This is a genomic window from Marinobacter sp., assembly GCF_048269445.1.
Classification (GTDB): Bacteria; Pseudomonadota; Gammaproteobacteria; order Pseudomonadales; family Oleiphilaceae; genus Marinobacter.
Genome location: NZ_JBLXIQ010000006.1, coordinates 26,806 through 49,184, shown reverse-complemented (window position 1 = coordinate 49,184; position 22,379 = coordinate 26,806). Strand labels below are relative to the sequence as shown.

Here is a 22,379-nt window from a genome sequence, read left to right as displayed (position 1 = left end):
TTAGTTTCTGTGAGGATACGTAAAACTACGTATCTGTATATCAAAATTTGTTGATATTGCGACGTCGGTCTTCAGATCTGTCCGCTGATTTTCCAGAATTCCCGTACCTGTATCTGGAAGCCGTTGCGAAGACCGATGAACAGCTGTTCCCCGGCAACCAAACCCGCATCGGCAGCCCAGGCGGTCAGCTCTTCCGGCTCAAATCCCAACCAGAGGTCGCCGCAGTTCTCTTTGGTCCAGTCCTGGTCGTGGCTGCACAAGTCACTGATGACCAGGCAACCGCCATTGTTCATCAGCGCCGATGCATCAAGAAAAATATCAGCCGGGCTCGGTACGTGGTGCAGAACCATGTTGGCGACCACCAGGTCAAAGCCATCGCCCCGGGCTAGTAGTGTGTCGGTGACACCTTCAATCAGATCAATGTTATTCAGCCGCTCATCGATACAGGTGCGGGTGGCCTTGGCCAGCATGTCCCGGCTGTTGTCGAGGGCAACCACGTGCCCGCAAAGATCCGCCAGTACCGGCAGAAAACCGCCTTCGCCGGGGCCGATTTCCAGGGCCGTTTGCCACTGGTGTTTCCTGGACCGCTTGCGAATGAGCTGTGCCACAGGCTCGGCGTACAGATCAAAGGCGGCAATCAGTTCCTGCTGCTCCCGGAACTGTTCTGCATGCCGGGCGAAAAATGCCTGAGACTGGTCAGCGCGCTGGTTGCGGATGGCTTCAATCTTTTCCTGCAGGTGTAGCGGCAGCGGCACCCTGTCCACCGCTTCAAAAATCTGGCGGATGGTCTGGTCCATTGGCTTGTCGCTGTCCAGATGCAGGGGGCGGCGATAGAAAATGGCGTTGCCTTCCCGCTGTGGCTCCAGCAATCCTGCTTTGTTCATTACCTTCAGGTGGTGGCTCATGCCGGACTGGCGCATATCGAACAGCTGACTAAGCTCCAGCACCCCGAAAGTATCTCTCCTTAATACACGCAGGATTTCCAGGCGCAATGGGTCCCCACTTGCCTTAAAGATTGGGGCCAGTGTGTCCACTGAGGACAGCTCGTTTGCGCGTGTATTTATGGATGTCATGGGTGAGAAGTTTAGGTGGGTTCGGGTGGTCAATCAATAGGCATATCAAAAAAATTTGATATAGATTTATGATTCTTTGAAATCAGTCCGTTTACGGAGCCCTCAGACAAACTATCGCGAAAGAGTCGCATGCCGATTTGCCCCGGCACACAGTAATCGGCGAAAATACGCGCCTCTTTTTAAGTCGTCCGAATTCTTTCCTGAAAACACTGGAGAAACGTCAATGCCGTCTCGTAAAGATCTCGCCAACGCCATTCGCGCGCTGAGCATGGATGCGGTTCAGAAAGCCAAGTCCGGCCACCCGGGTGCGCCCATGGGTATGGCGGATATCGCCGAGGTTCTGTGGAACGATTATCTGAGCCACAACCCGGCCAACCCTCAGTGGGCCAACCGGGACCGTTTTGTGCTGTCCAACGGCCACGGCTCCATGCTGCAGTACTCGCTGCTGCACCTGAGCGGTTACGACGTTTCCATCGACGACCTGAAGAACTTCCGCCAGCTGCATTCCAAGACGCCGGGCCACCCTGAATACGGTTACACCCCGGGCATTGAAACCACCACCGGCCCGCTGGGTCAGGGCATTGCCAATGCCGTGGGTTTTGCCATTGCCGAGAAGTCCCTGGCAGCCCAGTTCAACCGCCCCGGTCACGAGATTGTTGATCACTACACCTACGCGTTCCTGGGCGATGGCTGCCTGATGGAAGGCATCTCCCACGAAGTGTCCTCCCTTGCCGGCACCCTGGGTCTGGGCAAGCTGGTTTTCTTCTATGACGACAACGGCATTTCGATCGACGGTGACGTCGATGGCTGGTTCACCGACAACACACCCCAGCGTTTCGAGTCGTACGGTTGGCAGGTGATTCCTGCTGTAGACGGCCACGACGCCGATGCCATTCGCGCTGCCATCGAAGCCGCCCGCGCGAACACCGAGCAGCCCACACTGATCTGTTGCAAGACCATCATCGGCTTCGGTTCCCCGAACAAACAGGGCAAGGAGAGCTGCCACGGTGCTCCATTGGGTGACGACGAAATCGCATTGACCCGGGAGCAACTGGGCTGGCAATACGGCCCGTTTGAAATTCCGGCCAACATTGCCAATGCCTGGAATGGTCGTGAGAAAGGTGCAGCGGCCCAGTCTGAGTGGGAGCAGAAGTTTTCTGCCTACGAAAATGCCGAGCCCGAGCTGGCTGCAGAATTCAAACGCCGCATGGCCGGAGACCTGCCGGCGGATTTCGCCGAACAGGCTCAGGCTTACATCCAGGAGTGCCAGGACAAGGGCGAAACTATTGCCTCCCGCAAGGCCTCCCAGAATACCCTGAACGCATACGGCCCCCTGCTGCCGGAGCTGATGGGCGGCTCTGCTGACCTGGCCGGTTCCAATCTGACCATCTGGAGTGGCGCCAAGGGGCTGACCAAAGAAGATGCCAGCGGCAACTACATCTATTACGGTGTGCGTGAGTTCGGCATGGCGGCGATCATGAACGGCATCGCGCTGCACGGTGGTTTCGTGCCCTATGGCGCCACCTTCCTGATCTTCATGGAATACTGCCGAAACGCGGTGCGCATGGCGGCACTGATGAAGCAGCGCTCCATCTTCGTGTTCACCCACGACTCCATCGGTCTCGGCGAAGACGGCCCGACTCACCAGCCCGTCGAGCAGATGGCCAGCCTGCGTACTACGCCGAACATGAGCATGTGGCGCCCGGCAGATGCCGTTGAATCCGCCGTGGCCTGGAAATCGGCCCTTGAGCGCACCGACGGCCCGACGGCCATGGTGTTCTCACGTCAGGGCTTGCCGGCCCAGCCGCGCGATGCTCAGCAGCTGGCGGATGTGGCCAAAGGTGGCTATATCCTGTCTGGCAGCGAAGGCACACCGGACCTGATCCTGGTCGCCACTGGCTCCGAAGTGGGTCTGGCTCAGGACGCTGCTGCCAAACTGCGGGCGCAGGGCAAGAATGTGCGTGTGGTTTCCATGCCGTCCACCGATGTGTTCGATGCCCAGAGCGCCGAGTACAAGCAGCAGGTTCTGCCGCTGGACGTGACCAACCGCATCGCCATCGAAGCCGGCATTGCCGACTACTGGTACAAGTACGTTGGCCTGGACGGTCGCATCATCGGAATGACCACCTTCGGTGAGTCCGCCCCTGCCGGTGAGCTGTTCAAGGAATTCGGCTTTACCGTCGACAACGTCCTGGAAGTAGCCGCTGAACTGCTGGACGCCTGATGACAGACTCTGCGCCTTTTCGTATTGCCATCAACGGGTACGGCCGAATCGGCCAGTGCGTGTTGCGTGCACTCTATGAAAATGGCTTCCGCGACCACCTGCAGGTGGTCGCGATCAACGAGCTGTCGGATATCGACACCATTGCCCATCTGACCCGATACGATTCCACCCATGGCCGGTTCCAGGGCGAGATTTCGGTGTCAGGCCAGGATCTGGTGGTCAATGGTGATGCCATCCGGGTGTTGCGTCATTCCGAACCGACGGAGTTGCCCTGGGATCTTCTCAAGGTCGATCTGGTGCTGGAGTGTTCAGGCGCATTTTCCGATCGCGCCACCGCCGAACGGCACATTGAGGCTGGCGCCAAACGGCTGTTGTTCTCCCAACCCGCCGAATCGGATGTGGACCGCACAGTGGTCTATGGCATCAACGACCGGGAGCTGACCGCGGACGATACCATTGTGGCCGCCGGCTCCTGCACCACCAACTGCCTTGTGCCCGTGATCAAGGTGCTGGACGAAGCATTCGGTGTAAAGCAGGGCAGTACCACTACCATCCACGCAGCGATGAACGACCAGCCGGTCATCGACGCCTACCACCACCAGGACCTGCGCCGAACCCGCAGCGCCCTGCACAATATCGTTCCGGTGGAAACCGGCCTCGCCAAGGGTATCGAGCGCCTGTTGCCCCATATGGAAGGCCGGTTCAGCTCCGTGGCCATGCGGGTACCGACCATGAACGTCTCCGCCATCGATATGGTGGTCAATGTCGGCAAAAGCACTGACGTGGCAGCGGTGAACAACCTGTTAAAAGAGGCCGCCAACGGCCCGTTGAAGAGCATACTCGGCTACACCGACGAACTGCTGGCCAGTTCCGATTTCAACCACGACGCCCATTCCGGCGTTGTGGACGGCGGCCAGACCCGGGTAACCGGGGGCTCCATGGTGAAAGTGTTGTGCTGGTTCGATAATGAGTGGGGGTTCGCGAACCGGATGCTCGATGTCAGCAGAAGCTGGTTAACCAAACACTCTTAATCTGATAATTTTGTTGAAGGGACGAACGTTATGGCCATCAAGAAAATGACCGATCTCAGCCTGGCCGGCAAGCGAGTGCTGATCCGTGAAGACCTGAACGTACCGGTCAAGGACGGCAAAGTCTCCAGTGATGCCCGCATCCGTGCGTCACTGCCCACTATTAAAGCTGCCCGCGATGCCGGCGCCAAAGTGATGCTGATGTCGCACCTTGGCCGCCCGGAAGAAGGCGTCTACGACGAAGCTTCCTCTATGAAGCCCGTCGCCGACCACCTCACCAAAGTACTGGGCCAGGAAGTGCGCCTGATCAAGGACTACCTGGACGGCGTTGAGGTTGCTGATGGCGAAGTGGTCCTGTTTGAAAATGTTCGCTTCAACAAAGGCGAAAAGAAAGACAACGAAGACCTCGCCAAAAAGTATGCGGCTCTGTGCGACGTCTATGTGATGGACGCCTTCGGTACCGCCCACCGCGCCCAGGCCTCCACCCACGGCGTAGCAAAATTCGCCCCCGAAGCTTGCGCCGGTCCGCTGCTGGCTGCTGAACTGGATGCCCTCGGCAAAGCCCTCGACCACCCGGCCAAGCCCGTCGTTGCCATCGTTGGCGGTTCCAAAGTCTCCACCAAGCTGGACGTCCTCAACGCCCTGGAAAATGTCTGCGACCAGATCATCGTCGGCGGCGGCATCGCCAACACCTTCCTGGCGGCAGCCGGCCACCCGGTCGGCAAATCCCTGTGTGAACATGACCTCATCGACACTGCTAAAGAGATTGCTTCCCGCGTGAACATCCCGCTGCCGGTAGACGTTGTCGTGGCTAGCGAATTCTCCGAAACCGCCACCGCCACCATCAAGAACATTTCCGACGTCAGCGACGACGACATGATCCTCGACGTCGGCCCGGAAACCGCTGGTCAGTTCGCCGAGCTCCTGAAAAACGCCAAAACCATCCTCTGGAACGGCCCGGTAGGCGTTTTCGAATTCGACCAGTTCGGCAACGGCACCAAAGCCCTGGCCGAAGCCATCGCCGAAAGCGGCGCCTTCTCCCTGGCTGGCGGCGGAGACACCGTCGCCGCCGTTGACAAGTACGGCGTTGCTGACAAAATCTCGTATATCTCCACCGGTGGTGGCGCGTTCCTCGAATTTGTGGAAGGCAAAACACTGCCGGCCGTAGCAGTGCTGGAAGAACGCGGCGCTTAAGCAACTGTTTAAAAGGCTTAGGCGCAAGAGCAAAGTCAGAATCGCAAGGAGGGTGGGGTAAGTCTTTCGCGGAATCTCGGAGGCCATGGACGGCCGGAGAGAAGCGCACATGGATGTGCTCGTAGCGGTTCCGCGAAAGACTTACCCCATCCTCCGCCGCAGACTCCAGAGTCTGCAACACAACCGAATTTAACTACTCAAAATCCAAATGAAGGAGACGACCCATGGCCCTGATTTCGATGCGGCAAATGCTGGATCACGCCGCCGAGCATGGTTACGGTGTGCCAGCCTTTAACGTGAATAACCTGGAACAGATGCGCGCCATCATGGAAGCCGCCGACAAAACCGACTCCCCGGTGATTGTCCAGGCCTCCGCCGGTGCCCGCAAATACGCCGGAGCCCCCTTCCTGCGCCACCTGATCCTGGCGGCCATCGAAGAATTCCCGCACATCCCCGTGGTCATGCACCAGGATCATGGCACCAGCCCCTCCGTGTGCCAGCGCTCCATCCAGTTGGGCTTCAGCTCCGTGATGATGGACGGCTCCCTGGGTGAAGATGGTAAGACTCCCACCGACTACGAATACAACGTCGACGTTACCCGTCGCACCGTTGAAATGGCCCACGCCTGTGGTGTCTCCGTAGAGGGCGAGCTGGGTTGCCTGGGTTCTCTCGAAACCGGCCAGGCCGGTGAAGAAGATGGCATCGGTGCCGAGGGTACCCTGGACCACAGCCAGATGCTGACCGACCCGGAAGAGGCGGCGGACTTCGTCAAGAAAACCCACGTGGACGCCCTGGCCATCGCCATCGGCACCAGCCACGGCGCCTACAAGTTCACCCGTCCGCCCACCGGCGACATCCTGGCCATCGACCAGATCAAAGCCATCCATGCCCGCATTCCGGACACCCACCTGGTCATGCACGGCTCCAGCTCCGTCCCCCAGGAGTGGCTGAAGATCATCAACGCATACGGTGGTCAAATCCCGGAAACCTACGGGGTCCCGGTCGAGGAAATCGTGGAAGGCATCAAGCACGGCGTTCGCAAGGTCAACATCGACACGGATCTGCGCCTGGCCAGCACCGGTGCCGTTCGCCGCTTCCTGGCTGAGAATCCGGCGGAGTTTGACCCGCGTAAATTCCTCAAGGAAACCATGAAGGCCATGACCGAAGTGTGCATCGCACGCTACGAAGCCTTCGGTTGTGCCGGCAACGCCAGCAAGATCAAGCCGGTTAACCTTGAGCGCATGTTCGAGCGTTACGCCTCCGGTGAGCTGGACCCGAAGGTTAGATAAGTTTCTGGATTCAAATGGGGCGGGTTGCCGCCCCAAAATCCTGACCCACCTCAAGTAACCGCAAGCCTCCCCTTGTAATTTCCCAAACCTCATCAAATATAGTGGTTAGTAAACGAGTAAATGCGCTCGGTAAAATAACCAGTGGTGAGGAACCAGATGGATTTTAAAGACTATTACGCCGTACTCGGTGTGAGCGAGTCTGCCTCCCCCGAGGAGATCAAAAAGGCCTACCGGAAGCTGGCCCGGAAATACCATCCGGATGTCAGTAAGGAAGAAGACGCAGACACCCGGTTCAAGGATCTTGGTGAAGCCTACGAAGTGCTCAAGGACCCCGAAAAACGGGCGGAATACGACCAGCTGCGTAAATACGGTGCCAAGGCAGATGGTTCCTTTGAGCCGCCTCCCGGCTGGCAGAGTGCGTCCGGCTTTGGCGGTGGTGGTTACACCGATGCCGATGCCCGCCAGTTCAGCGATTTCTTCGAGGAAATCTTTGGTGGCGGGCGTCGGGGTGGATTCTCAGGCGGGCCTGGCGGTGGTGGCTTTCGCAGGAGCATGAGGATGCGCGGTGAAGATGTGCACGCCAGGATCGCCCTGTTCCTGGAAGAGGCCTTTCATGGCTGCGACAAGCAGGTGTCATTTACCGTCCATGAAGCGGACCAGCATGGCCGGGTCGTTCCCCGGCAGAAGACCCTGAAGGTGAAGATTCCCTCCGGTATGCGCGAGGGCCAGCATATCCGCCTGAAAGGCCAGGGGGCCCCGGGCGTTGGCGGCGGCGAGCCGGGTGATCTGTTTATTGAAGTCGAGTTTGCGCCGCATCCCCAGTTTACCGTTGAAGGCCGCGACGTTCTGGTCACGGTACCCATAGCGCCCTGGGAGGCCGCTCTCGGTGCCACCATAACCGTGCCGACGGTAGGCTCGAAGGTGAACGTGAAGGTGCCCAGGGGCTCCACAAGCGGGCGTAAACTCAGGCTGAAGGGCAAGGGTTTCCCCGGTAAACACCCGGGGGATCAGATCGTCGTACTGCAGGTAGCCATGCCCGAGAAGCACAGCCCGGAAGCAGAGACGCTTTACGAGCAGCTGGCCCAGGCCGAGAAAAACTTCAATCCACGCAGCAAGCTTCACGTGTGAGCGGGAGTAAGGGATGAGTAAGCAAGATCATATTCTGACGGTCGAGGTGTTTGATCAGGATGGCAGCACCTTCACCCTGCGTGAAATATGCGAGCGCGGCGAATGTCATGCCGAGTTTGTTATCAATCTGGTGGATTACGGCATTATTGCGCCGCTTGAAGATCTGCCGGAAGCCGGGCAATGGCAGTTTAGCGTGGAGGCGCTGGGCCGACTGCGAAAAGCCATACGGCTGAAGCGGGATCTGAAAATCAACCTGCCTGGCCTGGCCATGTCGCTTGAGCTTTTGGATGAACTCGATGACATGCGCAGGGAAGTTGCGCGGCTCAACCATAGACTACGACAACTTATGGGGGAGTGAGCCGCCCCCGGATTATTTCCTTTCTTCCAGCGCCTGAATTTCGGCGTAGATTTTTTCCGCTTCTTCCATGAGGGTCCCGTGGGTTCTCAGGTCGCCGTTGCGTTGCGCGTGCAGCGCCTTGGATAGCTTGTCTTCGTAGGCCTTCTGCAGCTTTTTCCTTGGATTGCCCTTCAAAAATCCCAGCATGTGTCTGAACCTGTTTTGGTCAAGTGTTCCAGACTTTACGTCACCTGCTCCGTAAAGTTCAAAAAATTTTCATGATCAAAAACTGAACCGCCCGGATTAATGGGATTAACTCTCCAGATAACAAATTTGGAAAATAAGCCTGACCATGAAAAAGCCCCGCCTGGAAAATGAGTCCCGAATCAACTGAGTGGTTGAAGCTGACGACGATGTCCCTTGCAGCGGATATAATGATAGTTGGTGACAAACACTGGCCCGGAATGCCTGACAGGGAGAGAAAAGGTATGAAACGGCAACTGCGCAATTGTGTTTTCTGGCTGGCCGCCGGTACGGTGGCTTTCGGCATAATTTCTGCCTGCGGCGGCTCTGGTGGCGGTGGGCTTGGTGTCGCCCGGGGCACGGGGTTCAGTGTTGGTCCGGTTTCGGGCTTTGGGAGCGTTTTTGTAAATGGTGTGGAATTTTCGACAGAAGGTATTCCCAACCGCATTGTGGAGAGCAACGATGGAATCACCACCGAAGGCGCCCTAAGCGAAGGCATGATTCTCCGGGTGCAAGGTGAATGGCGAGAGGATGGTCAGGGAACCGCTGAAAAGCTTGGTTACGATGACACCTTGCGTGGTCCGATCAATCTGCTGGAATCGGACCCAAGCGGTGCAGGCGAATTTGTCGCGGTTACTGTCATGGGCCAGAAAGTGCGCGTTGATCGCCAGACCATAATAAGAGGAACCACCTTCACTTCACTGCTTGGTGGCGCTGATGCTGGAGAGCATTTGCGGGTGAGCGCCTGGCGGCAAGCGGACGGTTCATATCGGGCCGGATATATCGCGACGATTAGTCCGGATCTGTCTGATGTCGAGCTTGAGGGCTCTGTAACGGAAGTTAGTGAGGATCTGAACCAGTTTGCTATCGGTACGATAACCGTTGAGTACGACGAAGATAATGTTGTCTTCGGCTCGGGGCTGACGGAGGCCGACTTGAGTTCTGCGAAGGCTCTGGAAGTGGAGGGGAGTCTTGCCGACGGTGTACTGACCGCTATTTCAATAGATCGGGACGATTCCCGCCGTTTCGCTCGTGATAATTCAGGCGACATTGAGCTCACGGCTGCAATAGAAGCGCCATATGCTGCGCTTGGTTCAGGCGACCGCCCGGGTGAATTTACCATGGGCGGTCTAACCATCCGAGTTACCACTGCCACCGAACTTGAGAGCGGGTTGGCTTTGTCAGACCTGACGACAGACCTGTTGGTGCAGGTGGAAGGCAACTTCCTGTCAAACACCGTTGTGGAAGCGGAAGAAATCTCACTGCGTGAGGCCAACGCCAGGGTCAAAGGGGCGATCGGGACCATCGACAGCGCTACTGGCCCCTTGGAGGTGGGTGGCGTGACCGTAAGAATGACCCCTTTGACCACTCTGGTCCGGGATGGCGATAGCGCGCAGGCGTCTGTCGCTCTCGTCTCCGGAACGCGAGTTGAGATCGAAGGTGTTGAGAAATCTGACGCTTCCGGAGTCTATATTGAAGCCCTGAAAGTCGAAGTGGATAACGACGCAGGTGGTGATGACGTAAACAAGTTTGAGCTTGAAGGCCGGTTGCAGTTCATATCGCAGAACCCCGCAGCAAATGGTCTGTCCATTCTCGGATTAACCATGAGTGATTTGGGTGCGGAGTACGACGGCGAAGACAAAAATACTGCGAGAGAGGCAATTGTCAGCGCCTTCTATGCATCCGAGACAGTAATTCTGGAAGTCGAGTACTCCAACACGCCGTCTGGCTTCGTTGCCGACGAAATCGAACGGGAAGAAGACGATAACGACTGACTACAAAACCCGTACATAAAGGCGCCCCTTTCCGGCCTGGGTTTTGCTATATATATGGACACGCTTCGCAGGGATGCGGTAGACGGTTGTGCAGGATGCATGAAGCACACATGCCAGCGGAGTCCGTATGTCTTTAAGCTTTCTCAGGCGGCTGATCTCGAGCCGCCTCCTCAGGCCCGTTTTCCTGATCCTCATAGTCGCAGGTGTGGTTCAGGTGGTTGTCAGCCAGTGGTTGATTTCCAGTCAGGTGGAGCGTCTGGTCCAGACAGCCGGGTCCGCTCTTGAGTCCAGCAGCCAGCAGGTCAGTGCATCGTTCGGAGAGACCCGCGAGGATGTCCGCTCCCGTCTGGAGACCATGCGGCAGAAGACCACCGAGGAGTTGTCCACTGAACTTACCCGGCAGCAGACTGAACAGCAGGAGCGCGTTGCCGGTAATGTGCGCGCTGCGGTCATGTCCGAAGCCCAGGGGCTGGCGAATGTGCTTGCTGCGGTAGCCGCCCCGCTGATTTGGGACAGAGACATACCTCGCCTGACTGGCCTTGTTGAGCTGGCTGATGCCCGTCAATCGGTGGTGTTTGCCGTTTATTACGATCAGTACGGTGAGCGTCTGACCCGCTACGTTGATCGAACCGACGATCGCGTTCGCACCCTTATGGAGCAGGGGGAAGGCCGTGGTGCGGCAAATCGTGTCCTGGATGCGGCAAGTCGTGACCCGAACGTGGTGATCGTGACCGCGGATATCAAACCTCAGGGCTCCTCTATTGGCCAACTGAAACTCGGTTTGTCACTTGAGGGTATCAACCGGGATATGGCCGCCCTTGAGGAAGAGTTCGGAGCCACCATCGCCGGCAGCATCGATGCCCTTCGGGATACCCTGGAAGCTGAAACGGAGCAGGTGAATCAGCGCCTCCAGCAGCAGTTGGCCGGTATGGATTCAGACACCCGAACCAGAATTCAGAGCACGGTTGAGGCCCTGAACGCGGAGGCATCCAGCCTGTCGTCCAATCTCAGCATGCTGGCCATCGGCTCTGTGGTCATCCTGATCGTGCTGGTGGCGCTGGTGCTAGGCGGCGGGTTGCTGCCCCGTGTCTTACGCCTGAGTTCCGCCATCTGGGGTATTGCCGATGGCGAGGCCGATCTGACCCGCCGGGTCTCTCTCAAAGGAAGTGATGAGCTCACCGAGATGGCTCGGGGTGTGAACCGTTTCATCGCCCGGATCCAGGAACTGGTATCGGATGTCAAAGCCTCGGCTGAATCCGCCTCCGGCCAGGCTCAGAGCCAGGGCGAGATCAGTCGCAGTGCGGTAGCCGCGGTCAATCGCCAGGAACAGGACGTGGCCGAGGTGTCCCGAACCATGGAAGTCATGTCTGGCAGCATTGGCGAAGTGGCCGAGAGCATTCAGGACGTGGCCAGCTCCGTCAGTAATGTCAGCTCCGAAAGCGAGGCCACTGCCAGCATTTCACGGGAGGTCAGGGACCGGTTGGATCAGGTGGTCCGTAACGTCGAGCAGGCAGTCGAAGCGGTCAATCAGCTCGACCACCAGAGTAAAGAGATCGACTCGGTGCTGTCGGTCATCGGTTCTATCGCCGAGCAGACCAACCTGCTGGCCCTGAATGCCGCGATAGAAGCGGCCCGGGCGGGGGAGTCCGGTCGGGGCTTCGCTGTCGTGGCCGATGAGGTTCGCACCCTGGCGAGTCGCACCCAGCAGTCCACTACAGAGATTCAGGACATTATCGAGCGTCTGCAAAAAGGCAGCCGGCAGGCGGTGAGCGTGATTGGTGAAGTATCTGGCCAGGTGGCGGAATCTTCATCGGAGTTCCGCCGGGCCGATGAGCACTTCGATCGGATCAATCAGCTTCTGGGCAGCCTGCAAGACAGGGCACTCGCCATCTCGTCGGTAGCCGAAGAGCAGGGCCGGCATGCCAGCGAAGTAAGTGTGAGTGTCAACGACATCGCGGGTTCTTCCCGAGACACCGTAGAGGCCATCGAGCGCTCCGACCAGGCCAGTGGACAGATTGCCCAGACACTGGCCTCGCTGCAGACCAAGGCGTCACAGTTCCGGGTCTAGACGGGCCCGGGCATTACGGTACTCTTCAGATAGCCGGGCCACCAGGTCGGCGACGCTCAGAACGTCGTGGATCTGGCTCACGCCCTGGCCTGCGGACCAGACGGTTTTCCAGGCCTTGGCTTCATCATCAATGGGCTTGAGCTTCTCGCCATAGTTGATCTCGCCGGCCTGGCCGAGTTTGTCCATAGGGAAGCCTGCAGCCTCCAGGCTTTGCCGCATAAAACTGGCGGGTATACCGGATACCGCCGGTGTGTGAATGATGTCATCGGAAACCGCCTCGATGATCATGTTCCGGTAGGCCTCTTCCGCCAGGGACTCGGTGGTATTGATAAACCGGGTGCCCATGTAGGCCAGGTCGGCACCCAGGGCCTGTGCTGCCAGAAGGTCCTCACCATGAGACAGCCCGCCAGCCAGCAGAATGGTGCCGTCAAACACCTCCCTGATTTCATGAACCAGCACAAACGGGTTGATGGTGCCGGCATGGCCGCCGGCTCCGGCCGCCACTGCAATGATGCCATCGACTCCGGCCTCCGCCGCCTTGCGGGCATGCTTCTGATTGGTTACATCATGGAACACCACGCCGCCATAGCCGTGAACCGCCTCAACTACCTGGCTGGCCGCCCCCAGTGACGTAATGATGATCGGCACCCGGTGTTTTACACACAGTTCAAGATCCGCCTGCCAGCGCGGATTGGTTCGGTGCACAATCAGGTTCACCGCATAGGGCGCTGTTTTGCGGTCCGGATTCAGTTTCCGGAAGGCGTCCAGTTCTTCGTTCATCTGGATCAGCCAGTCCTCAAAGGCTTCACTTGTGCGCTGGTTCAGGGCCGGAAAGCTTCCGACAATGCCCTGTTTGCAGCAGGCCAGGGCCAGTTCAGGGCCGGAGATCAGGAACATGGGGGCGGCTACCAGGGGCAGGGCAAGCGTGTCTTTCAGGGAGGCGGGCAGCGGCATGAGGATTCCTTATTTTTTGTTGGATCTTTTGTAGGGTATAAAGGATCTTAGCGTGCCACGCTGGTTGTTGAAATGGTCGCCAGCTAATTGAGCCCGAATAATCCCAAGACAAAAAAGGAGCCCTTTCATGGGTGAAGCAAAACGTCGCAAAGCAACCGGAGCGCCGCCTCCCGGCAAGCCGAAATCCAACAAGCCGCTGTATATCGGCATCGGAGTGCTAGTCTTGGCAGCTGCGGTTCTCGTAGTCTTCTTCCTGACCGCCTCACCGAAACCAAACTCTGACGAACTACCGGTGGCTTCGGCCAATGCCGAGGCGTTTCCCTCGCAACTGGACCAATATGGGGTTTCGGTGGGGCCCGAAGACGCTGCAGTTGTGGTACGGGAGTTTGCAGATTTTCAGTGCCCGGCCTGTGGCAACTTCTCCTCCGCCAGCAAGCAGCTGAAACAGGAGTATGTCGACACCGGCAAGGTCCGTTTCGTCTATTTTGATCTGCCCCTGCAGCAGCATGACAATGCCATGCCCGCCGCCCAGGCGGCACGGTGCGCTGGCGACCAGAATGCCTACTGGAAGATGCACGATCGCCTGTTCGAAAACCAGACGGAGTGGAGCGGCTCCAACGACCCGGTGGCAACCTTCACCCGCTATGCCGGCGACCTCGGGCTTCAAGAGCGGCGCTTCCGGACCTGCATGACCACAGAGCTGCACCGGGAAGCTGTGGAGGAGAGCCGGCGCGTTGCCATGCAGCTCAAGGTAACCAGCACGCCAACCGTTCTGGTGGATAACATTCGCCTGACGCGACCCGGCTGGGGGCAGCTCTCTGCCGTTGTGGAGCGTGAGCTGGCCAGCAAGGCCGAGTGATTCCCAATAAGCCCGCAAAGTCTGCACAAATCCGCACTTGATCGTGAGCCTGAGTTGGTTAAAATTTGCGCCTTCTCAGGCTCCGGCCTTTAAGTGACCCTAAAATCACCTTGAACCCATGCTCCGGATTTACGATCCGGCCCGCAGGAGAACATGATGAGCAACGACGTTGTTGTCTGCGCACTGTACAAATTTGCAATCCTGAATGATTACAAAACCCTCCGCCAGCCCCTGCTGGACCTGATGCTCGAGAAAGATGTGCACGGCACCCTGTTGCTGGCCCGTGAAGGCATCAATGGCACCATCGCCGGCAGCCGCGAAGGCGTTGATGCCGTCAAAGCCTGGATTGCCAGCGACGAGCGGTTTGACGGCATTGACTATAAAGAATCCTTTGTGGACATCCAGCCGTTCAAGCGCACCAAGGTGAAGCTTAAAAAAGAGATCGTCACCATGGGCGTGGACGGGATCGATCCGAAGCGCATTGTGGGTACGTACGTGGATCCAAAGGAATGGAACGACCTGATCTCCGATCCGGAGGTGATACTGGTTGATACCCGTAACCAGTACGAGGTGGAAATCGGCACCTTCAAACATGCCGTCAACCCGGCCACTGATACCTTCCGGGAGTTCCCGGAATACGTGAAGCGGAACCTGGATCCCTCGAAGCACAAGAAGGTTGCCATGTTCTGTACCGGTGGTATCCGCTGTGAGAAATCCACTGCGTACCTGAAGGAGCAGGGTTTCGAGGAGGTCTATCACCTCAAGGGCGGCATCCTGAAATACCTGGAAGAGGTGCCCGAAGAGAATAGCCTGTGGCACGGAGAATGTTTCGTATTTGATGACCGTGTGACGGTCAATCACAGGCTGGAGCGTGGCGAGTATGACCAGTGCCATGCCTGCCGCCGGCCGATTGCCGAGGAAGATAAACAGCGTCCGGAGTATGAGCAGGGCGTGAGCTGCCATCGGTGCATTGATTCACTGACTGAAGAGCAGAAAGCGCGATTCGCCGAGCGTGAGCGGCAGATGCGCCTGGCCGAGGAACGGGGGGAAGCCCACGTGGGTGGTGAAGCGGCCCGCATCATTGCCGAGCGCAAGGCCCGGAAAAAGGCAGAGCGTGAGCGCCAGGCCAGAAAGAGTCTGGAAGGTGAGCGGGCTGGCTAAACGTTATTCCGAAGCCCAAGCTCATCCGGGTAAGGCGTAAGGTACTTCTGGGCGTGCAGGTAGTCCACCGGCTCCCGGCGCTGGGCCATGCGCAGCAGAGTCATCGGCACCACTAACGGCACCTCGCCCCGGCGATAGGCCTCCATGTGTTCCATAAGTACCTTGCGGTCCTCCTCGCCCATGGAGTCCCTGAGGTAACCCATCAGGTGCTGCATGGCGTTCATGTGGGAGCCCCGGCTGACCTTCTGGCTCATGGCCTCCATGAACGGATGGATGTAGCGGTCAGCGATGTCTTCCAGAGGTTCGGATTTCAGGTCCCCCAGCATGGGGCCGAGCTGGCGGTAAATCTTCTCGGAATGTGCCAGAAGCTGGAACTTGTGGCGGGTGTGGAACTCGATCAATGCCCGGGCTGAGAGTTGGTCGCCGGCGACGTTCTGCATCCAGTCATCGTAGGCAAAGACCCGTTCGATGAAGTTTTCCCGCAACATGTCATCGTTCAGGCGGCCTTCCTCCTCCACCGGCATCAATGGGTAGGCTTTCAGTAGTGCCTCGGCAAACATGCCCCGGCCGTCCCGACGAGTGACCTGCCCGTTCTCATTATGAACCTTGATGCGCTCCATGCCGCAGCTGGGCGACTTGGCCATCAGAATGTAACCCCGAAGGTCGGCCAGGGTGGGTATGATCTGATCGATAAAGCCCTGCATGGCGTCGGTGTGATCTGCCGTGCCTTTGGTTTCAATCAGCCGGAGGCCATCGCCGTATTCGCGCAGATGAATGGCGGGCCGGGGCACACCAAGGCCCGCTTCCAGCTCCGGGCAGATGGAGCGAAACTCAAAATGCTTTGACAGCACCTGGGTGCAGTAGCGGGAATGCTTGTGGCCGCCATCATGGCGAACTTCCTTGCCCAGCAGGCAGGTGCTGATTCCTACGGGAATGCCGCTCACGTAGACTCTCCGATTGTTTAAACGACCTTTTTAATACGTGATTCAAGTCTAGCCCGATCATCGCCCTGGCGAAAACCGTAACCCTACCTAGGGCTTTTTGCTCTCGGAGCGGTTCCGTTTCTTGGCGAACATGGCCAGGGTGGTGGCGTAAATGGTGCGCACATCGGTGGCGAACCGCTCCACGGAGTAGTCTTTCGAGAAATCCAGGGCCTGCTCGGACAATCGCTCCCGCAGCGCGTCATCTTCCAGCAGCTTTTTGACCTGCGCCCGCCACTGATCCTGCTTCTCCGGCGTCTTGAAGCCATTGAATCCGTGCCGGACCACGTCCTCGATTCCACTGGATCGCACAGCCACCACCGGCAGCCCGGCGGCCATGGCTTCCAGTATCACCATGCCCTGGGTCTCGGATTTCGAGGCAAACAGGAACGCGTCACCCAAGCGGTACCAGGTAGCCATATCCTCCGGGGGGATGGCGCCCACCAGGGTAAAGTACTGCTCCAGTCCCAGTTGCTCTATTTTCTTCTGCAGGCGGTCCCTCTGATGGCCATCACCAATCATAAGGAACCGGAACGGCACGTCGGTTTCCCGCCTGAGAGCGTCGATCGCTTCAATCATGAAATCGATGTTCTTCTCGTTCGACAACCGGGAAACGCTGACAAACACCTTCTCCTCGCCAAGATTCAGCTTGTTGCGCAGCTGCTCAATGTCTTCCGGGCGAACCTCCTGAAAACGCTGGTATTCAATACCGGTAGGCTGCACAAAGGTCGGCGTTTTCACCCCGATCATCCGCAGGTATTCCTCGGTGGAGTAGGTGGGCACGATCACGCCATCGCATTTGTTCGCAAAGTGCTTGATCAGGGCGTGAGAAATCAGGTTCCGGAACAGCATGCCCGGCAGCGGCACAAAGTGGGCATAGTGCTCCAGGCGGGTATGGTAGGTATAGATTGCGGGCACTTTAAGCCTGCGGGCAACGAACAGCCCCAGCGAGCCGAGCCAGAAGGGGTGGTGCACATGAATAATGTCCGGTGCGAAGGCGCGAACCTGCTTGCGGATCCGTCCAAGGAAAATATTGGCAAGTCGGAACTCCCGTTCCTCACCCATGGAAAGCAGCGACGGCACCCGAAGCACGTGGTCTTCCGACTCCGCCTGGCCCTTGTAACGGGGCGCCACGATCAGCAGCTTGTCTCCCAGCTTTTCCAGGCCCCGTCGCAGCCGCTCAATCGAAATGGGAACACCGCCGATGAACGGCAGATAGTTATTGGTAAACATGGCCACCCGTAGCGGCCGTTCCAACCACGGCGCCGGGTCCAGATCGTAATCCGGGTAATAATCCTTGCCAATAAAAATCGCCCCATAGAGCTTGATGGCCAGAGCGGCGAACACCGCAACAATCAGCAGGAAATTGATGTAGCCGGTGTAGAACAGGGAATAGATAAAGAACCAGAGGCTCTCCAGGCGCTTCAGAATCGGATGCTGGCCCACTTCCATGCGCTGCAGGCTGTGGCTCACCTCGCCATCGGCACTCACGTTCACCCGTACATAGTGGTAGAAACTGATGTCGTTGTTCATCACCAGGCCGCCGGCACCGCCGGTGGTTATGAACGTGGTGCTGTCCACCGTCTTTTCCGAATACAGTGACAGGTTGGCGGAAAACACCTGGTCAATATGGTGGTTACTCACAGTTTTGAGCAGCGCGTCCCGGAACTCGGGAGGCGCCAGGTAATCCTCCTGCTGATCAAACGGTGCGTTTTGGTCCGGGTGAAGCGGAGGGTGGCCGATGAACAGAATTCTGGCCTTGGACGAATCCTGCTTCAGCAGGTCATTCAGCCAGCGCATCTGCCAGCGCCAGGGGGTTTTGCCGGTGCTATCCAGGAAAATAAGCCGGGCATTGCCCGCCTGGACGCTAAAAAAGTGTGGCCCGAAATGGTCATAGAACCGGAAGCTGCCGAATTCCTCGTATTCGTGGGCGCCGAAGGTCAGCAGGTAGGGAATGGTCAGGTGGCTCAGGGTGCCATAGAGGGCACGGTATTTGTCTTCACCGCCACCGCTGACGGCATTGCCCGCGGATACCATGAAGTCAATCCCGGAACCGTTCAGCTCAGGAATAATGCGGTCTTCAAAGACACCCACCGAGTTATTGATGTTGCCAACGACGGCGAAACTGAAAGGTTGCCCTAGCTCGACAAGGCGATCAATCCGCTCAACCTGCTCGGTGTGAACGCCTTCGAAATCCTCCGTGAACAGGTTCAGATAGACCTTGTAACCAACCAGTAGAAGCACCACCAGCAGACACAGGTAGAACAGCAGTTTGAGTGGGTTTCGGAAAATCATCCGGTTCTCCTGCGATTGGCAATCAGTTCCCTCTGAAAGACCACCAGCCCGATAATCATGCCCAGGTAGATGGTCAGCAAGCGCCAGCCGACAATCACCAGGATCAGGTGATTGCCAGAGAGGATATCCCGGAAGAAGCTGCCAAAAATACCCTCGGAAATACCAGAGGCCCCGGGGGTGGGGGAGAAATACATAATGAAGGTGGTTACCACCAGCAGCCCCAGGGAAACCAGGTAATCCACACTATAGCCCAGCCAGTAGATCAGCAGCGCCGGGAAACTGAACAGGCTGAGCAGGAAAACCGCGGTAAACAGAATGGACATCACCACGAAGAGTGGGCGGCCGCGAAGGTAGTCGCTGAAGCTGCCGGAGAATCGCAGCATCTCCCGGCGGGCCTTGAACTGCCAGCGCCGGTGCCGGGATTCACTGATCAGGTGCATTCGTCGGGCGGTGCTCAGAAGTTTACTGAGCGGACCGATAAGCCAGTGAGTCCGGAACAACAGAATGGCGAAAAAGCCGAGGTAAATCAGGATAAAGACCGCCAGGGCAGTACCGACGCTTCCGGTAATGGCGTGATCCTTCAGCGCGTTCAGCGTGAGCAGAAACACGGGGGTCAGGGAAAAGATGAATATGACCGCCAGCACCGTCCGAATGGTGGTGGCCGCCGTGGCGGTGCCCACAGGCACCCCGTGGTTGTTAAGGTACCAGATCTGCGCGAACCCGCCGCCTGTTGCCATGGGTGTGATGTTGGAGAAAAACAGATTAATGAACACCAGCCGGAACATGGTCGACAGTGCCATCCGCTGACCGAGAGCCCTGAGCGTGAAGTAGAGGCGCAGCCCGTCTGCCACAAAATAGATGAGCAATAGGCCAATGATGGAAAGCACGGCGGCCGGCTGAATGAGCCGGTTATCGAAGTTAATACTCCGCTCGGCAAACTGATCATAAACGGTATACAGCCCGGCAGCCGTCAGAGCGACAAACAGCAGGCTAAAGATTGCCAGCCGTCGCCCGGAGGTGCGCTGTGAGTAATCGATGTCAGTGGAGTCAGTCATGGGCTGCCCGTCAGAGTCAGACGGGCAGTTTACAGGGTAGGGTGTGGTTGGTGTCTAGTGTCCATAAACCATCATGGTGGTGTTGGTAATGGCAAAGTCCGTGAACTGAACGTTACCAATGCTGGTGCCGCCCACTTTGAACACTGGCATATCGATATCCGCCCGGAATTCCACATCGTGGACCGATAGCCCCTCCTTGGCAGAAGCAGCACTGGTGCCCTGTGACAGCTTCGCCGTTGCACTGGCCATTCCGAAGTGTCCGAGAGTATCGTCGCCCCGGCGGTTATGAATCTGCAGCCCCTCGATGCCCACGGCGGCAAAGTTGAACAGCAGGATAACGTCAGCGGCATCCCAGTTCAGACTGCCGTTGGTAATCTCGAAGTGAGTATCCAGCTGCAACTCCGAACCGGAAACCTCGTTGCCATTTGCCAGCGTGCGAACCGAGCTGCCACCGTTACGAATCACCAGATCCGTAGGGCCGATATAGCCCTGCAGCAAAATGTTCGAGAACAGAGTCGCCGCACCATCGGCACCACTGCTGGTTACATCGCTCACCGCCAGTTCAAAATCCACCGCCTGCAGGTAATCGTCCAGATTGGTCGGATCGCCGTAATCGGTAGCCCCCAGGTGCATCACCAGATCACCGCTATTGAACTGCTTGCCAAAAGAGCCAGCGACAGAATACTTCGCCAGAGCATCGGCCACATCCGGATTGGTTGGGTCCAACAACCCCGAATTGGCCCGTCGGGCAATCTCTGAAAACCCGTGCTCAAGCACCTCCCCATCGCCGGCAATATCGATCGTCAGCTCAATGTTGTCCAACACCGTATCGTTCTGGCCAGAGAGCCGCAGCCCGTTCACATTCAGCGAACCTTCGTCAGTCCAGCTAAGCCGATCAATACTCAGCTTCGTTTCCAGCTCAATGGTCACCCCCGCCTGCCCGGTAACTCCCGACATGGCCCCATCGTTCATCGGTTGGAACTCCGCCATCGCAGGCAACGGAAGGGCCAGGGCGAGCATCCATACAGGAAGCGTGGAAGACGTGCTTATTCGATGGCAGACGTGTGGCTGAGTCATGGTGGCCCCAAAAGTCCGGTTTATTGTTCTTAGCGGAGAGCGTCAAAACACTCCCCAGGCCGCAGGGGGACAGCACAACCAATGCAGCAAAACTTTGGTTTGTTACAGACTGTTACGATAAGCGGCTAAGCAAGAAAGATCTGTGAGCTCTGTCACAGCGGGATACCACTGGAGAGGATTGGGCGAAGTGGACGTCCCGCCCACTTTGCTTGCACCAATTCTACGAAGAAAGGGCTTGCTGGATAAGCCTCTTTTGGTGCTCTGCAAATTGCCGAATCAAATCCTGGGCTTTATCAGAATCCCGCGCCAGAACCGCCTCAGGCAGATTGGTAAAAAACTCGCTGGTCTGGGCAAGCCCTTTCCGGTACCTGTCGGCACCGAGATAATAGGCCCGACTAACCGCCGGTTTGAAGTTTGAAAGGGCCTCTGTGAGATAGGGATTCCCGACCACCTCACAGCAGGCCTCCATCACCCCGAAACTGGCCTCCACCACCGCAGCAATATCGCTGGAAGGCCCCCTCATCTGCTCAATAACCTCGGCCACGGCATCCAGCATCCGCTGCCTGTCGCTCTCCCGCCAACGCATACAGAGCCGGGCAACCAGCATCATCAGAAGATGCATATACACATCATAAAGCTCGGACGCGTGGGCCGCGTCCAGCCGAGTCGCTGAAGCACCTTTGCGAGGGGTGATTTCCACCAGGTGCCAGCGCTCCAGGGTGTACAGGGCTTCCTTCACCGAGGCCCGGCTCACCTTCAGTTCACCGGCCAGCGTAGCCTCCTGAATCCGATCTCCCGGGCGAATCTTCCCGGTCATGATCCGTTCTGCCAGGTAATTGGCAATCTGCTCGGCCAGGGTGTTGGGCACCTGAAAATCCATAAAGGCTCTCTGGGCAGGTCGAAATAGCCGGTCGGCTGCTGAGGGAAGCCGGCCGGCCCGGGAATGTGTGCGCATGAGTTTATCACAGCCTCTGAGTCCGATTCCGGCAACACCTTGATCCGGCGAGTGGCTACCCCCGGCCCTTGAAATCCCCCTGAAACGCACACAGATATAATTCTTGAATCATGCGAAAAAGGGAAAACCACAATGCCCAAGCATTTCGAACAAGCCCCCGGCCTACACGAAGAACCCGTTCCCGAAACCGAAGGTTACGTATTCAATCAGACCATGATGCGTATCAAGGAGCCCGAGCGTTCCATGGACTTCTACACCCGAGTGATGGGCATGCGCCTGGTTCGCAAACTGGACTTTCCGGAAATGAAGTTCACCCTGTATTTCCTGGGTTATCTGGACGACCGCCACGCCGCCCTCGTGCCGCACGACGATGCCTACCGCACCACCTACACTTTTGGCCGTGAGGCGATGCTCGAGCTTACCCATAACTGGGGTACCGAAGACGACGAGGACTTTGCCTACCACAACGGCAACGACGAGCCCCAGGGCTTCGGACACATTGGTATTGCCGTGCCCGACGTTTATGCGGCCTGTGACCGTTTTGAAAGACTCGGCGTGGAGTTCGTGAAAAAGCCGGATGACGGCAAGATGAAAGGCCTGGCCTTTATCAAGGATCCCGACGGCTACTGGATCGAAATCCTGCAGCCGGACATGCTCGAGAAGCAGCGCAAGGGGAGCTGATTT

The 22,379-nt window shown here is 57.8% G+C and carries 19 protein-coding genes; 11 read left to right on the top strand and 8 right to left on the bottom strand.

All coding sequences use genetic code 11. From position 1 onward, the window contains the following. Positions 1 to 71: 71 nt before the first annotated feature. Positions 72 to 1,073 (bottom strand): metalloregulator ArsR/SmtB family transcription factor, encoded by a 1,002-nt coding sequence (locus ACN0XM_RS13505; RefSeq protein ID WP_417567467.1) that lies wholly within the window; start codon positions 1,071 to 1,073, stop codon positions 72 to 74. A gap of 223 nt (positions 1,074 to 1,296) precedes the next feature. On the opposite strand from ACN0XM_RS13505, the gene tkt reads away from it, so the two are divergent. From tkt to ACN0XM_RS13475, 6 genes are all read left to right on the top strand, one after another. After that, positions 1,297 to 3,297, top strand: a complete 2,001-nt coding sequence (gene tkt / locus ACN0XM_RS13500) for a transketolase (protein WP_417567466.1) — start codon at positions 1,297 to 1,299, stop codon at positions 3,295 to 3,297. Beyond that, on the top strand, positions 3,297 to 4,328 hold the full coding sequence (gene gap, locus ACN0XM_RS13495) for a type I glyceraldehyde-3-phosphate dehydrogenase (RefSeq protein WP_417567465.1): 1,032 nt from the start codon (positions 3,297 to 3,299) through the stop codon (positions 4,326 to 4,328). Before tkt ends, gap begins: the two co-directional genes overlap by 1 nt. 30 nt (positions 4,329 to 4,358) lie before the next feature. Next, a complete protein-coding gene (locus ACN0XM_RS13490; protein WP_417567464.1) occupies positions 4,359 to 5,519 on the top strand; it encodes a phosphoglycerate kinase in 1,161 nt (386 codons plus the stop codon). A 224-nt stretch (positions 5,520 to 5,743) separates the two neighbouring features. Beyond that, complete coding sequence (gene fba / locus ACN0XM_RS13485) at positions 5,744 to 6,808, top strand: class II fructose-bisphosphate aldolase (RefSeq protein WP_417567463.1); 1,065 nt, start codon at positions 5,744 to 5,746, stop codon at positions 6,806 to 6,808. 156 nt (positions 6,809 to 6,964) lie between these two features. After that, positions 6,965 to 7,936: a DnaJ C-terminal domain-containing protein gene (locus tag ACN0XM_RS13480; RefSeq protein WP_417567462.1), complete on the top strand. Its 972-nt coding sequence runs from the start codon at positions 6,965 to 6,967 to the stop codon at positions 7,934 to 7,936. A gap of 13 nt (positions 7,937 to 7,949) precedes the next feature. After that, the gene (locus ACN0XM_RS13475) at positions 7,950 to 8,294 is read left to right on the top strand and encodes a chaperone modulator CbpM (protein WP_417567461.1); all 345 of its coding nucleotides are present in this window, start codon (positions 7,950 to 7,952) and stop codon (positions 8,292 to 8,294) included. 12 nt (positions 8,295 to 8,306) lie between these two features. Here the strand turns inward: ACN0XM_RS13475 and ACN0XM_RS13470 are convergent, their stop codons facing one another. Continuing rightward, positions 8,307 to 8,480: a DUF6435 family protein gene (locus tag ACN0XM_RS13470; protein ID WP_417567460.1), complete on the bottom strand. Its 174-nt coding sequence runs from the start codon at positions 8,478 to 8,480 to the stop codon at positions 8,307 to 8,309. A 281-nt stretch (positions 8,481 to 8,761) separates the two neighbouring features. Here ACN0XM_RS13470 and ACN0XM_RS13465 point away from each other — a divergent pair, with 281 nt between their 5' ends. Then, positions 8,762 to 10,291 (top strand): DUF5666 domain-containing protein, encoded by a 1,530-nt coding sequence (locus ACN0XM_RS13465; protein WP_417567459.1) that lies wholly within the window; start codon positions 8,762 to 8,764, stop codon positions 10,289 to 10,291. Between the two features lie 127 nt (positions 10,292 to 10,418). Then, the gene (locus tag ACN0XM_RS13460) at positions 10,419 to 12,359 is read left to right on the top strand and encodes a methyl-accepting chemotaxis protein (protein WP_417567458.1); all 1,941 of its coding nucleotides are present in this window, start codon (positions 10,419 to 10,421) and stop codon (positions 12,357 to 12,359) included. Here the strand turns inward: ACN0XM_RS13460 and ACN0XM_RS13455 are convergent. Next, the gene (locus ACN0XM_RS13455) at positions 12,342 to 13,313 is read right to left on the bottom strand and encodes an NAD(P)H-dependent flavin oxidoreductase (RefSeq protein WP_417567457.1); all 972 of its coding nucleotides are present in this window, start codon (positions 13,311 to 13,313) and stop codon (positions 12,342 to 12,344) included. The genes ACN0XM_RS13460 and ACN0XM_RS13455 overlap by 18 nt on opposite strands. 127 nt (positions 13,314 to 13,440) lie before the next feature. On the opposite strand from ACN0XM_RS13455, the gene ACN0XM_RS13450 reads away from it, so the two are divergent. Continuing rightward, a complete protein-coding gene (locus tag ACN0XM_RS13450) occupies positions 13,441 to 14,172 on the top strand; it encodes a DsbA family protein (RefSeq protein ID WP_417567456.1) in 732 nt (243 codons plus the stop codon). Between the two features lie 156 nt (positions 14,173 to 14,328). Further along, on the top strand, positions 14,329 to 15,333 hold the full coding sequence (locus ACN0XM_RS13445; RefSeq protein WP_417567722.1) for a rhodanese-related sulfurtransferase: 1,005 nt from the start codon (positions 14,329 to 14,331) through the stop codon (positions 15,331 to 15,333). Here ACN0XM_RS13445 and ACN0XM_RS13440 read toward each other — a convergent pair. From ACN0XM_RS13440 to ACN0XM_RS13420, 5 genes are all read right to left on the bottom strand, one after another. Continuing rightward, positions 15,330 to 16,277 (bottom strand): YbgA family protein, encoded by a 948-nt coding sequence (locus ACN0XM_RS13440; protein WP_417567455.1) that lies wholly within the window; start codon positions 16,275 to 16,277, stop codon positions 15,330 to 15,332. The genes ACN0XM_RS13445 and ACN0XM_RS13440 overlap by 4 nt on opposite strands. Before the next feature lie 87 nt (positions 16,278 to 16,364). Then, on the bottom strand, positions 16,365 to 18,608 hold the full coding sequence (locus ACN0XM_RS13435) for a glycosyltransferase (protein WP_417567454.1): 2,244 nt from the start codon (positions 18,606 to 18,608) through the stop codon (positions 16,365 to 16,367). Continuing rightward, complete coding sequence (locus ACN0XM_RS13430; protein ID WP_417567453.1) at positions 18,605 to 19,663, bottom strand: lysylphosphatidylglycerol synthase transmembrane domain-containing protein; 1,059 nt, start codon at positions 19,661 to 19,663, stop codon at positions 18,605 to 18,607. Before ACN0XM_RS13430 ends, ACN0XM_RS13435 begins: the two co-directional genes overlap by 4 nt. A gap of 54 nt (positions 19,664 to 19,717) precedes the next feature. Next, positions 19,718 to 20,683 carry a DUF6160 family protein gene (locus ACN0XM_RS13425; RefSeq protein ID WP_417567721.1) on the bottom strand — a complete coding sequence of 322 codons (966 nt, stop codon included), beginning with the start codon at positions 20,681 to 20,683 and terminating at the stop codon, positions 19,718 to 19,720. A gap of 277 nt (positions 20,684 to 20,960) precedes the next feature. Beyond that, positions 20,961 to 21,620 (bottom strand): GntR family transcriptional regulator, encoded by a 660-nt coding sequence (locus ACN0XM_RS13420; RefSeq protein ID WP_417567452.1) that lies wholly within the window; start codon positions 21,618 to 21,620, stop codon positions 20,961 to 20,963. Between the two features lie 207 nt (positions 21,621 to 21,827). On the opposite strand from ACN0XM_RS13420, the gene gloA reads away from it, so the two are divergent. Then, a complete protein-coding gene (gene gloA / locus ACN0XM_RS13415) occupies positions 21,828 to 22,376 on the top strand; it encodes a lactoylglutathione lyase (RefSeq protein ID WP_417567451.1) in 549 nt (182 codons plus the stop codon). Positions 22,377 to 22,379: the final 3 nt, after the last annotated feature.